Genomic DNA, 12,862 nt, shown 5'->3' with positions numbered 1-12,862 from the left:
CCGAGCTACGGATGCCTCAGCTTAGGGGGCGGATCCCTTGCGAGGCACGTGCCGATGGTCACGAACGTCGTGACGCGCGGAATCTCGAACCCCGGGCGAGCGGCCCTTCCCCTCGCGTGCGAACCGGAGCACGATGACAGGCACAGGCCCCTCCGCGGCCGGCGGGAACCCGACCGAGTCTCTCGGCATCCGCCGTCGCGGTACGGACCCACACCACCTGTGACTCGAGGCCCGAGCGGCCCCGACCCTGCGAGGAAGGCTCCATCATGGCTGTCGCGCTGACCCCCTACCTGCAGCTCCCCGGCACCGCCCGCGAGGCGCTCGAGACCTACCATGCCGTGTTCGGCGGAGAGCTGGGCATGCTCACCTACGGCGAAGGCATGGGGGTCGACGACCAGAACAAGGACAGCATCATGCACGGTTCGCTCTTCGTGGACCGCGGCCTGCACGTGATGGCCTCCGACCTGCCGCCCGGGATGGAGAGCAACGGGCTGGGCACCATCGCGCTCAGCGTCAACGAGCCCGACGCCTCGGAGAACACGAAGCTCGAACGCTGGTGGAACGACCTGAGCGAGCACTCCGAGGTCCTCATGCCGCTGGAACGCGCACCCTGGGGTGACCGGTTCGGCATGCTGAAGGACCGGTTCGGGGTCACCTGGATGTTCAACACCGCCGAGACCGCCTCGCAAGGCTGATCAGCCCCAGACCGGCCTCTGCTACCCTCATGCCCATGGGTTCCTTCAACGCCATCTACATCATCGCCGTGGCCCGTCCCCGCACGGGCTCAGCGGCGATGAGCAGCTGAACCTCGAGGCGTGGTCGCGGCACGTCCGCGCTCGGCGCTGATCTAGGCGTCCCTCGAGCTCCGTCTCTTCCCGTAGTCCACCGCTGGCCTCTGCCTGCCTGCGCGCCCGCGCGCCGTCGGCAGCCCTGCCCTGGTGACCCGGACGAGTCCCTGATGCTCTCCCGCCGCCGCAGCTGACCACCACGCTGCGCGGCGCCTCGTGCTGCCCAGCGTGATCCCTGCGCGATCTGGAGATCACTGTGCACACCTATGCCCACAGCCGTCACGAACACGGCCAGAACTTCCTCATCGACCCCCGCGCCATCCGGACCGTGGTGGCGCTCGTCGCCCGCACCGAGGGCCCGATCCTGGAGATCGGCCCCGGAGACGGCGCCCTGACCCTGCCGTTGCAGACGCTGAGACGCCCCCTCACCGCAGTGGAGATCGACACCCGCGCGGCCCGGCGTCTGGACCAGCGCACTGGCCGCCGCACCCGGGTGGTCGAAGGGGACTTCCTCACCCACCGTCTCCCCCGGGAGCCCCACGTGGTGGTCGGCAACCTCCCCTTTCACCTGACGACGGCGATCCTCCGGCGGCTGCTCTATGCCCCCGGCTGGACCGATGCCGTGCTGATGACCCAATGGGAGGTCGCCCGCCGACGTGCCGGCGTCGGGGGATCCACCATGATGACCGCCCAATGGGCCCCGTACTACGCATTCAGGTTGGAGGGACGGATCCCCGCGTCGGCGTATCGACCCCGCCCTGCCGTGGACGGCGGACTGCTGACCATCGCACGGCGGGAGCGCCCTCTGGTCCCCCACACGGACCGGAGCGCGTATGCGGCCTTCGTCCACCGGGCGTTCACCGGACCGGGCCGCGGCATGGGGCAGATCCTGCAGCACGGCCTCGGACTGTCACGCCGCGAGGTGGGCCCGCTGTTGGGCGCTGCGGGGGTGCGTCGCGATGCTGCCCCCGGCCGTCTGACTGCTGAGCAGTGGGCCGCCCTCTGGCGGCGGGCTCCCTGACTCGGTCAGCGCAGGGTTCAGTCGGTCGACCCTGGGCTCACCCGCGGTGGAAGGCCACGATCCGGTCGAGACCCTCGGCGACGGCGGTCGGCCCCGGTGCCAGGGACAGGCGCACCCACTCGTGACCGGCCACGGGATCGAAGTCAGTGCCGGGGACGATCGCCACCCCGGCCTGCTGCAGGACCGCCTGGCAGTAGGCCGGGGAGTCCCCGAACTCCGCCAGGTGCTCGCCGATGTGCGCGTAGACGTAGAACGCGCCGTCGGCGGGCGCCAGCTGGCCCCAGCCGAGCTCCGACAGCCGGTCCAGCACCAGCTGACGGGCAGCGGCGTACTGCTCCACCTGTGCTCCGGCGAAATCCATCGACTCCGAGCTGAAGGCCTCCACGGCGGCCAACTGGGAGCCGTGCGGCGGACACAGGGAGACGTTGCCGGCCAGCCGCGAGACCGGATCCACCAGATGCTCCGGCAGGACCGCCCAGCCCAGGCGCCAGCCGGGCATGCCCCAGTACTTGGAGAACGAGGACACCACGACGGCGTCGTCGGTCAGTTCCAGTGCGCTCACCCCGGGAGACGGGCGACCGGGGGCCGGACCGGCCCCTCCATAGGTGATGCCGTGATAGATCTCATCGCTGACCAGGTGCACGTCCTGCTCCCGGCACCAGTCCACCAGAGAGGCGAGCTCCTCACGGCCGATCATGGTGCCGGTGGGATTGGCCGGGGACGCGAGGATGAGCCCGGACAGCGGGCCGCCGTCGGCCGCCGCCTGCTCCAGGAGCTCCACGGTGGGCTGGAAGCGGACCTCAGGGCCGCAGTCCAGATCCACCACCTCGATGCCGAGGCTGGCCAGGATGTTCCGGTAGGCGGGATAGCCCGGCCGGGCGAGCGCCACGCGGTCGCCCGCGTCGAAGGCCGCCAGGAAGCTCAGCAGGAACGCCCCGGATGACCCGGTGGTGATGGCCACCCGCTCGACGTCGACCTGGACGCCGTACCAGTCGGCGTAGTGGGCGGCCACGGCCTCCCGCAGCGGCCGGATCCCCAGCGCGGCGCTGTAGTTGAGCACCGTGCCCTGGGCGTGGATCTCCGCGGCGGCGCGATTGACCGCCGGAGGAGCGCCCGAGCCTGGCTCGCCGGCGGTCAGCGAGACGACGTCGCGGCCCTGCGCGCGCAGGGCATCGATCTGAGCGAGGATGCTCATCACCTGAAAGCCGGGGACCTCGGAGCGCTGCGACGGTTTCATGCCCGCCAGCCTATCGGCCGCAGCCGCGGTGAAGCGGTGCGTGCTCAGTCCTCGGCGGCGGCGAGCTGGCCGCAGGCGCCGTCGATCTCCTTGCCGCGGGTGTCCCGCAGCGTGGTGGGCACACCCTTGGCCTCGAGCCGTGCGATGAACTCCTGCATGACCTCCGGCTCGGAGGACGTCCAGATGGAGCCCGGGGTGGGGTTCAGCGGGATCGGGTTCACGTGCACCCATCCCCGCCCGCGGGCGTTGAGCTTGTCCGCCAGCAGGTCCGCGCGCCAGCCGTGGTCGTTCATGTCCTTGATGAGCGCATACTCGATGGAGACCCGCCGGCCGGTGGTCTCGTAGTAGTAGTACGCGGCATCGATCGCCTCGTCGGCCTTCCAGCGCGAGTTCACCGGGATGAGCTCGTCGCGCAGCTCGTCGTCGGGGGCGTGGAGGCTCAGGGCGAACGTGATCGGCAGGTCCTCATCGGCCAGCTTCCGGATCGCCGGCACCAGGCCGACGGTGGAGATGGTGATGCCCCGGGCGCTCATCCCCAGGCCCTCGGGGGCGTCATCGATCATCCGGTGCACCGCATTCATCACCCGCTTGTAGTTCGCCAGCGGCTCACCCATGCCCATGAAGACGATGTTGGAGACCCGCTGCGGACCGGTGCGCTGCGTCCCGCCCGCGGCAGGCTCAGGCCCCTCCTCGGCGAAGTCGGTCTCCTCACCGAGGCCGGCGTGGTCCCGCTCCTCGGCGATCTCCGCCGCACTGGGGGCGTCGAGTTCTCCGGCGGCGATGGCCCGGTTCGCCTGGACGATCTGGTCCACGATCTCCGCGGTGGACATATTGCGGGTGAGCCCGTTCTGGCCGGTGGCGCAGAAGGGGCAGTTCATCCCGCAGCCGCACTGGGAGGAGATGCACAGGGTGATGCGGTTCCGGTACCGCATCAGCACCGACTCCACCAGGGCGCCGTCGAAGAGCCGCCAGAGGAACTTGATGGTGGCGCCGTCGTCGGTGCGCAGCCGACGGACCTCGGTCAGCAGCGGCGGCAGGAACTCGGAGACCATCGCCTCCCGCGTGGCCGCCGGCAGGTCCGTCATCTCTGAGGGGTCCGAGGTGTAGTGCTGGAAGTAGTGCACGGAGAGCTGCTTGGCCCGGAAGCCCGGGTAGCCCAGCTCCTTGGCGCGAGCGATGCGCTCCTCCAGGCTCATGTCCGCCAGGTGCTTGGGCGGCTGGGTGACACGTGCGGACTGGGCGAACTGCAGCTGCGGGCGCCCGTCGGGACCCATGGGCTGCTTCCACCCCTCCGGCTTGGGCCGGACCTGAGGGCGGGCATCGTCGGCACGGGTGGGGCGCTGCGCCGCGGCCGCGCGCGGCGTCTCCGGGTTCTTCGGTGAAGTCGACATCGACACCAGTGTCCCATGCCGGGGCGGCCTCGGGTCAGGGGATGAGCCAGGGGGACGGGTCAGGCGCTGGCGCGGCCCGCCTTCCAGTACCCCATGAAGGAGACCTGCTTGCGGCTCATGCCGATGCCCTTGACCAGGTGGCGGCGCAGACCGGTGATGACGCCGGCCTCTCCAGCCAGCCACGCGTACTCCCGGAATCCCTCGGGGTCGGCGACCTCCCAGAGCACGGCGTCCTCGCTGACCTCGGGCAGCTCGCCGGTGTCCGGGGCACCGACGGCGGCGCGCGCCGGCTCGCAGGCGGCCTGCCGGGCGGCGAAGATCTCCTCCCGGCGGCGCGCCCAGTCCTCGACGGCCGCGGTGAGCCGCTCCCCCAGAGGCGCACCGTCGCGGCCGAGCCAGTGGACGGTGACACCGCAGCGGGTGGTGACCTCGAGGGCGTCCTCGCTGCTGGGCACCTCCAGGTACGCTTCACCAGTGATGCCCTCCGGCAGGGACTCGAGGATCGCGCACATGGCAGGCACGGCGGTCTCGTCCCCGGCCAACAACACGTCCCGGGCGGTGCCGGGGTTCCATTCGATGCCGGCCCCGACCTCATCGGAGCGCCCGTCCGGGCCGATGACGATCAGCTCATCACCGGGACGGGCGGCGCTCACCCAGGCGGAGGCCGGACCCTCGGTGCCGTGGACCACGAAGTCGATGTCGATCTCGCGCTGCTCTGGACGGATCGCGCGCACCGTGTAGGTGCGGATGGGATTGCGCTCCGCGTCGTCGAGCTCGCGCCAGCGGTGGTACCACTCCATGATCGTGGGGGCCGGGTCGGCGAAGAGCCCGATCTCCGGAAACTCGCCGTCGGCACGGGGCAGGAAGACCTTGATCCGCTGGTCCAGCCCGCCGGTGTAGAAGTGGCGGAGGTCCTCAGCGGTCACCGTCACCCGGATGAAATGGGGACTGAGCCGTAGGACGTCGGCCACCGTGGTCCGGAACGCACGGGTCGCCGGGATCGGGCGAGCCTCGGCCGTCGACCCGTCGGTCGGCGCGGTCGGCGCCGTGGCGCGGCGGCCCGAGCCTTCCACGGCTCGGATCTCCGGGCGGGCGGGTGTCGCTTCGGCGACGTCGACCGGCTGTGCGCTCATGGGATCCTCCACAGGTCGGGGCGACCCCGATGCGCTCGATCGAGCCATCAGGGAAGGTTCGCCTCACCACAGTAGACGCCCTTTAGCGAACTTCGCAATGACGAAACCGACTGTGACGCCGCTGTCACCGGACCCGCTCACCGGGCCCGCGCACGGAACCCGCGCAGCCGCAGGCTGTTGCCGACCACGGACAGCGAGGAGAGCACCATCGCCGCCCCGGCGAGCATCGGGTTCAGCAGGCCCAGCGCGGCCAGCGGGATCGCCGCCGTGTTGTACAGGAACGCCCAGAACAGATTCGAACGGATCGTGGTGAACGTCTTCCGGGAGAGCCGCACGGCGTCAGCCACACTGCGCAGGTCTCCTCGGATGATGGTGATGTCGGCGGCGTCGATCGCCACATCGGTGCCGGTTCCCATGGCGATGCCGAGATCCGCCTGCGCCAGGGCGGCGGCGTCGTTGACACCATCGCCGACCATCGCCACCGTGCGTCCCTGGCCCTGCAGACGCTTCACGGCGTCGACCTTGTCCTCGGGCAGCGCCTCAGCGATGACCTCAGCGATGCCGACCTCTTCGGCCACGCGCTCGGCGGTGCCCGTATTGTCACCGGTCAGCAGGACGGGAGTCAGCCCCAGCCCCTTCAGCTGGGAGACCGCCTCCGCTGAGGTCTCCTTGACGGCGTCGGCGACGATCAGCACGCCGGCGAAGGCGCTGTCGACGGCGACCAGCACGGGCGTCCGCCCCTCGCGCTCGACGCGGCGGCACATCGCCAGGACCTCGTCCGGCAGGTCCACGTCCTGCTCGGCGAGGAAGCTGCGCCGCCCGACCCAGACGTCACGCCCCTGGACCTGGCCGGAGACGCCGCGACCCTCATGGTTCCGGAAGCCCTCCACCTCGGGCAGGGAGCCGTCCCGCTCCCCGTGGGTCTCCCGTGCCGCGGCCGTGACGGCGCGGGCGATGGGATGCTCGGAGTAGGACTCCAGGGCGCCGGCCAGGCGAAGGAGCCGATGGTCGGCGTCGGTCACCGGCTCGGGCTCCGTCTCCGGAGCGCCGATCGAGTGGATCGCCGTCAGCCGCATGGAGCCGGTGGTCACCGTGCCGGTCTTGTCCAGCACCACGGTGTCCACGGTCCGCGAGTGCTCCAGGACCTCGGGCCCCTTGATGAGGATGCCCATCTGGGCACCCCGGCCCGTGCCGACCAGCAGCGCGGTCGGGGTGGCCAGCCCCAGGGCACAGGGGCAGGCGATGATCAGCACGGCGACGGCGGCGGTGAACCCGGCTTCGGCGGGGTGTCCGATCAGCAGCCAGGCCAGCAGGGTGATCACGGCGATCACCAGCACCACCGGCACGAAGATCCCGGAGATCCGGTCCGCCAGCCGCTGCACCTCAGCCTTCCCGGACTGGGCCTCCTCCACCAGGCGCGCCATCTGGGCCAGCTGAGTGTCGGCTCCGATGCGGGTGGCCCGCACCACGAGGCGCCCGGAGGTGTTGACGGTCGCTCCGGCCACCGGGCTGCCCGGTGAGACCTCCACGGGGATGGACTCCCCGGTGAGCATCGACATGTCCACTGCCGAGACGCCGCGGACGATCTCCCCGTCGGTGGCGACCTTCTCGCCGGGTCGGACGACGAACTCGTCCCCGACGGCGAGCTGCTCCACCGGAATGCGGACCTCCTGAGCTGCGCGCAGCACCGAGACCTCCTTGGCCCCCATGCGCAGCAACGAGCGCAGTGCGGCCCCGGCCTGCCGCTTGGAACGCTTCTCCAGATAGCGGCCCAGCAGCAGGAAGGCGGTCACGGCGGTGGCGACCTCCAAGTAGATATTGGCCGCGCCGTCCACATGCTCGGGGAAGAGGCTGAACTCGTGGCGCATTCCGGGATCTCCGGCCGTGCCGAAGACCAGCGCGTAGAGCGACCAGATCAGCGCCGCCAAGGTCCCCAAGGAGATGAGCGTGTCCATGGTGGCCATGCCGTGCCGCGCGTTGAGGGCCGCGGCCCGATGGAAGGGCCATCCGGCCCACAGCACCACCGGCAGGCTCAGCACCAGGGAGACCCACCCCCAGCCGTCGAACTGGGTGACCGGGACCATCGCCCAGACCACCACGGGCGCGCTGAGCACGGCGGCGATCACCAGGCGACGCTTCAGCCCGCGGAGCTCGCGGTCGGCGCGCTCGTCCTCCTCCGACTCATCCTCCTCAGGAAGCTCAGCGGTGTAGCCGGTCTTCTCGACGGCGGCGATGAGAGCCTGGACGAAGTCCTGGCGGTCTTCGACGTTCTCGCCGCTGATCCAGGCCTTCTCCGTGGCGTAGTTGACCGAGGCGGTGACGCCGTCGAGCCGGTTGAGGCGCTTCTCCACGCGGTTCGCGCAGGAGGCGCAGGTCATCCCGCCGATCTCCAGCTCCAGTCGCTCGACGCCGTCGGAGCTCTCAGCCCTGTGCGGCGGCGCAGTGCGCGCAGATCCGGAGGCATCGGTCATGAGGCGCGCACCGCCTCGTATCCGGCCTCGTCCACGGCGGCGATGACGGCGTCGTCGGAGACCCGCTCCGGGTCCTCAGCCGTGAGGCGCAGCGTGCCGCTGGCCGCGCTGACCTCGACGCCCTGGACGCCGTCGAGGGCCTCGACCTCCTGCCGGACGGCACTCTCGCAGTGCGAGCAGGTCATGCCGGTGACGGTGTACTGCAGGGTGGTGGCCATGGTGCTCCTCCGTGACGTGAGTGATCATCTGACTCCGACAACTATACCCCCAGGGGGTACACTTGTATACCCCTCTCCAGTACACTTCGTCACAAAAGGAGGCCATGACCGATGAGCGAGACGACGACGGCCGCCCCCAGCGAGGGCACGGCAGGCACCGACAGCACGGCGACTCCCGAACCCCGCGAGCACGCCGAACACACCCATCATGGATACATGTCCGACAAGTCCCGATACCTCTCGCGACTGCGCCGCATCGAAGGACAGGCTCGAGGCATCCACCGGATGATCGAGGACGACACCTACTGCATCGACATCCTCACCCAGATCAGCGCCATGACCTCCGCCCTGGAGAACGTGGGCCTGGCCCTGCTGGACGACCACCTGAAGCATTGCGTCGCCGGCGCCGTGGCCGAGGGAGGTGCCGACGGCGAGGAGAAGCTCAAAGAAGCCTCCGACGCCATCCGACGCCTGGTCAAGTCCTGACGAGCCGCTCCCCCGTCACAGCGCTCAAGCGCACCGGCACCGGTGTGCCACACTGACCGCATGGTGACTCCGCTGAAGGGCACGCTGCTCCTCCTGGCCGGGACCTTCGCCCTCGGCGGCACCTCACTGCTGATCTCCACCATCGCGGCAGACCCCCTGGTCATCGCCTCCCTGCGATGCCTCCTCGCCGTCCCGATGCTGCTGCCCCTGGCGCTGTGGGAGCTGCGCCGTGTGGACCGCGCCGCCTCGCTGCCCCTTCGCACCGTGGTCGGCGCACTCGTCGCCGGACTCGCCCTGGGGATCGACTACAGCTTCTGGAACACCTCCATCGGTCTGGTGGGTCCCGGCATCGCCACCGTGCTGCTCAACATCCAACTCGTCGCCCTGCCCCTGATCGCCTGGCTGGTGGAGCGCGCACGGCCCATGCCGCAGCTGGCGGCGATCATCCCGCTGATGCTCACCGGAGTGGCGATGACCGCCGGAACCTTCGACGTCGGCGGGGTCCAGCTGGGCGGAGTGCTGGCCGGACTGGCCGCCGGCACCGCCTATGCGATCTACCTGGCGGTCATCCGTCGGACGGCACCGGCGACCACCAAACCCGCACCGTTCACGGTCCTCGCCCTGGTGTGCCTCTCAGCCGGAGCCGCGGCCGGAGTCGGCGCCGTGATCACCGGAGGCGCCCACTGGCCCGCCGAACCTGGCACGTGGGGCCAGCTGCTGGCCCTGGCGTTCGTGGGCCAAGTGGTCGTGTTCTGGTGCCTCAACGTGGGCATGACCGGCATCTCGGAGACCGCGACCTCCACTCTGCTGCTGCTGCCCGGAGTGTTCGCCCTGGGGCTGTCGTCAGTGCTGCTGCGAGAGACGCCGTCACCGATCCAGCTGACCGGCTGCGCGGTGATCATCCTGGGCGCCTGGTGGGCGTCCCTCGCCTCCCATCGGAGACGGCGGGGCCGGGAGTCATCTGCTGTGGATCGGCGCTGACCAGGGGTAGCCTCGGCGGCATGAGCACCCGACTTCAGCGGCTGCTGAGCCAGCTGCGCTCCCCCATCCTCCAGGCCCCGATGGCCGGCGGTCCGGCGACGCCGGCGCTGGCCGCCGCGGTGCACCGCGCCGGTGCGTTCGGCCAGCTGGCCGCCGGCAACCTCTCTGCCGCCGCGCTGGCCGCCCAGCTGGACAGCACCCGGGAGCTCCTGAGCTCCCCTGCCTCGCCGGACGGGGCCCTGCCGGTCGAGCCTCTGCCGGTCGCGCCTCTGCCGGTGGGCGTGAACCTGTTCGTACCCGACCCGGACACCGCCGAGGCCGCCGCACTGGAGGGGTACCGAGCCGCTCTGCGCCCGGTGGCGGATGCCCTCGGCGCGGAGGTTCCTGAGGTTCCCGCATGGTCGGATGACGACTTCCCCGCCAAGGTGGAGCTGCTGGTCTCCCGGCCGGTCGCCGTCGTCTCCTTCACCTTCGGCCTCCCGGCGGCGGAGGTGGTGCGCCGACTGCAGGAGGTCGGCTCCGCCGTCGTGATCACCGTGGCCGACCGGCCCGGTGCGCTGCGTGCTGCGCAGCTGCGGCCTGACGGCCTGGTGGTGCAGGGGCAGCAGGCGGGCGGACACCGCTCGGTGCTGGACATGCACGACGATCCCGACCCGATCGACACGGCCGACCTGCTGCGCACGGTGCGCGGCGCGCTGGAGGGCCGCCGCGACGGAGATGACGGCGACGGCGGTTCGGCGAGTCTGCCGCTGATCGGGGCCGGAGGGGTCGGGACGGCCGAGGACGTGGCCGCCCTGTGTGACGCCGGCGCGCAGGCCGTGCAGGTGGGGACCCAGTTCCTCACGGCGTCCGAGGCCGGCACCCGCGCGCCCCACCGGGAGACGGTGCTGGATCCGGCACGCCGGGAGACCGTGGTGACCCGGGCGTTCTCCGGACGGCCGGCGCGGGGCCTGCGCAACCGGTTCATCGACCAGATGGACCGACACGCGGTGACCGGCTATCCGCAGGTGAACCAGCTGACCGCCCCGCTGCGTGCGGCCGCGGCAGCCGCCGGAGATGCTGAGCACCTGAGCCTGTGGGCAGGCACCCGCACCGATGCCTGCCGGGAGGAGCCCGCCGCCGACGTCGTCGCCCGCCTCACGCCCTGACCTCCCGAACTGGCGTCCGTGACGGGATTCCGCCCGGCTCCTCGCCCGTGGATCGTCCGCCCCTGAGAAATCGTCCCTGAGTCTGGCGACGATCTGTCGCTGAGAGACGATCTCTTGGCCGAAACGGGCTGTCAGGACCCTGCAGACAGACAGGACCCTGCAGACAGAACGGCGGCCCGGCCCAGAGCTGATGCTCTGTGACCGGGCCGCCGCCCACCTACCTTGCCAGGGGTGTCATGCGCTGCGCCGTCATGCCCGGAGATCCGCCCAAGAATCTCCGGCGGCGACAGCGCCACCCCATCTCGCACCTGCCAGGAGGAGTCCGCTGACGCTGTCCGTGACACCGTCAGCGGTGTCGGGTCTGGCAGAACCACCCGAGTCCATCAGGGACGCCCGACTCAGTGGTCGTGATCGTCCTCATCATCGTGATCATGGTCGTCATGATCATCGTCATCGTCATCGTGGTCGTGGTCATCCTCGTCGCCATGGTCCTCGTCGCCATGGTCGTGACCCTCGTGGTCGTCCTCGTCACCGTCGTGCTCGCCCTCGAAGTCGTCGGACACACCCTCCACGGGGCGGCCGTCCACCGCGGCGATCTCGTTCGGTGCGAAGTCCAGCTCGGCCTCGTGGATGATCTCCAGCTCGTTCAGGTCCACCATGTGGATCGTCTGAGCGTCCGGCTCGGTGATGTAGGCGATGTCGTCCACCACGCGGATGGCCGGTCGCGGCTCCTGCCACTCCTCGGGCTCGGTCCATTCGTCCATGATCTGGAGGTGGTCGATGTGCTCGCCGGTCTCCTCGTCGATGACGTGCAGCTGCCCGTCCTCGGCGATCACCAGCGCCTCACCCTCGGGGCCACGCGCCAGGGAGCGAAAGTTGTAGGCGGCGTCGATGTCCGCCAGCACGATCTCTTCCGTCTCGGAGTTGACCAGGGCCACCTCCGTCATCGGCTCCTCGCGGTCCTCATCCAGCAGGTAGTCGCCCAGCAGCACCGGGGAGTCATCGTGGGGGAAGAGGTTGCCGATCCGCGCGAAGTCCTCGCCGGCCTCGACCTTGGTGAACTCCTCGCCGTCGAACAGGAGGACACCGTCCTCGCAGCCCACTGCGATGGTGTGGTCCGGAAGCGCGGCCTCACCGTGGACCCCCGGGCACTCCTCGCTGCGGGCGACCTCCTCGCCGTCGGCGTCCAGGAAACGGGCACCGCTGCGATCGGCCAGGGTCTCGAAACGGGAACCGTCGGCGTTGACCACGGCCACGCCGTGGTGGGCCTCCTCGGTCTCGGCCACCTCCGCCTCGATCTCGGACTCGGCGTCGAGGCTGCCCAGGTCGTAGCTGTGGATCTCCCCGTTGCCGTCGAAGAACAGGGCACCGACGCCGTCGTGGGCCACGACGTGACCGGGCTCGGGACCGTCGACGGTGATGTCCGTCAGCAGCGGATCGGTCGTGTAGTAGTGGTTGTGCTCGCCGTGCGGAGCACCCCAGGTGCCGCCGTCGAGCAGGCGGAACGACTCACCCTCCGAGAGGAAGAAGTGGCGGCCATCCCCGGCGGAGTTGACGCGCACGAAGCCCTCGGCGTCGAAGTCTCCGAGAACATCCAAGGTCGCCCCGTCGAGCACGGCGACTCCGCCGTCATGGGTCACGGCCAGACGAGTCGTCGGCCCGCCGGCCTCATGGGTCTCCCGGTCAGACGGTTCGACTCGCTCATCCTCGGAGTCCTCCTCCTGCGCACCGTCCTCGTCACCGGCATCCGTCTCCTCGGTCTGCGCGGCGGTGTCCAGCTCCTCCTCGTCGCTGGTGGCGGCGCCTTCATCGCCGCAGGCGGACAGGACCAGAGCCGAAGCCATGGCCAGGGAGGTCAGAGTGAGTGCATTCCTATTCATGCGAATCATTATCAGGAATCGCTCGCAATAGATGCAAACCGTTCGCAGTTTGTGACGACGAGGTGACGGCGCGTCCCACCGCAGGCGAGCGCGGCGCCCCACCAGGTG

The 12,862-nt window shown here is 70.4% G+C and carries 11 protein-coding genes; 5 read left to right on the top strand and 6 right to left on the bottom strand.

Annotation, left to right across the window (positions count from 1 at the left end; translation table 11 throughout):
- Positions 1-266: 266 nt before the first annotated feature.
- Positions 267-695, top strand: coding sequence for a VOC family protein (locus Q7C18_RS10075; protein WP_070160340.1), 429 nt, complete (start codon positions 267-269; stop codon positions 693-695).
- 349 nt (positions 696-1,044) lie between these two features.
- On the top strand, positions 1,045-1,809 hold the full coding sequence (gene erm / locus Q7C18_RS10070) for a 23S ribosomal RNA methyltransferase Erm (protein ID WP_311025288.1): 765 nt from the start codon (positions 1,045-1,047) through the stop codon (positions 1,807-1,809).
- A gap of 37 nt (positions 1,810-1,846) precedes the next feature.
- Here the strand turns inward: erm and Q7C18_RS10065 are convergent, their stop codons facing one another.
- The 5 genes from Q7C18_RS10065 to Q7C18_RS10045 form a co-directional block, all read right to left on the bottom strand.
- A complete protein-coding gene (locus Q7C18_RS10065) occupies positions 1,847-3,046 on the bottom strand; it encodes an aminotransferase class I/II-fold pyridoxal phosphate-dependent enzyme (RefSeq protein ID WP_311025287.1) in 1,200 nt (399 codons plus the stop codon).
- Between the two features lie 44 nt (positions 3,047-3,090).
- Entirely contained in the window at positions 3,091-4,437 is a 1,347-nt protein-coding gene (rlmN, locus tag Q7C18_RS10060) for a 23S rRNA (adenine(2503)-C(2))-methyltransferase RlmN (protein ID WP_311025286.1), read from the bottom strand.
- 59 nt (positions 4,438-4,496) lie between these two features.
- Positions 4,497-5,570, bottom strand: a complete 1,074-nt coding sequence (locus tag Q7C18_RS10055) for a siderophore-interacting protein (protein ID WP_311025285.1) — start codon at positions 5,568-5,570, stop codon at positions 4,497-4,499.
- Between the two features lie 137 nt (positions 5,571-5,707).
- A complete protein-coding gene (locus Q7C18_RS10050; RefSeq protein WP_396954356.1) occupies positions 5,708-8,041 on the bottom strand; it encodes a heavy metal translocating P-type ATPase in 2,334 nt (777 codons plus the stop codon).
- The gene (locus Q7C18_RS10045; protein WP_070160337.1) at positions 8,038-8,259 is read right to left on the bottom strand and encodes a heavy-metal-associated domain-containing protein; all 222 of its coding nucleotides are present in this window, start codon (positions 8,257-8,259) and stop codon (positions 8,038-8,040) included. Before Q7C18_RS10045 ends, Q7C18_RS10050 begins: the two co-directional genes overlap by 4 nt.
- A gap of 111 nt (positions 8,260-8,370) precedes the next feature.
- Between Q7C18_RS10045 and Q7C18_RS10040 the strand changes: the two genes are divergently transcribed.
- Genes Q7C18_RS10040 through Q7C18_RS10030 form a run of 3 tightly spaced genes read left to right on the top strand, consistent with a single transcriptional unit; the run spans position 8,371 to position 10,874 of the window.
- Positions 8,371-8,745, top strand: coding sequence for a metal-sensitive transcriptional regulator (locus tag Q7C18_RS10040; protein ID WP_070160334.1), 375 nt, complete (start codon positions 8,371-8,373; stop codon positions 8,743-8,745).
- A gap of 60 nt (positions 8,746-8,805) precedes the next feature.
- Entirely contained in the window at positions 8,806-9,726 is a 921-nt protein-coding gene (locus tag Q7C18_RS10035) for a DMT family transporter (protein ID WP_311025284.1), read from the top strand.
- Between the two features lie 20 nt (positions 9,727-9,746).
- On the top strand, positions 9,747-10,874 hold the full coding sequence (locus Q7C18_RS10030) for a nitronate monooxygenase (RefSeq protein WP_311025283.1): 1,128 nt from the start codon (positions 9,747-9,749) through the stop codon (positions 10,872-10,874).
- Positions 10,875-11,272: 398 nt separating this feature from the next.
- Here Q7C18_RS10030 and Q7C18_RS10025 read toward each other — a convergent pair whose 3' ends face one another.
- Positions 11,273-12,754, bottom strand: coding sequence for a hypothetical protein (locus Q7C18_RS10025; protein ID WP_311025282.1), 1,482 nt, complete (start codon positions 12,752-12,754; stop codon positions 11,273-11,275).
- Positions 12,755-12,862: the final 108 nt, after the last annotated feature.

Source organism: Nesterenkonia sp. CL21 (genome assembly GCF_031705515.1).
Lineage (GTDB): Bacteria > Actinomycetota > Actinomycetes > Actinomycetales > Micrococcaceae > Nesterenkonia > Nesterenkonia aethiopica.
This window is presented reverse-complemented; position numbering and strand designations above follow the sequence as displayed.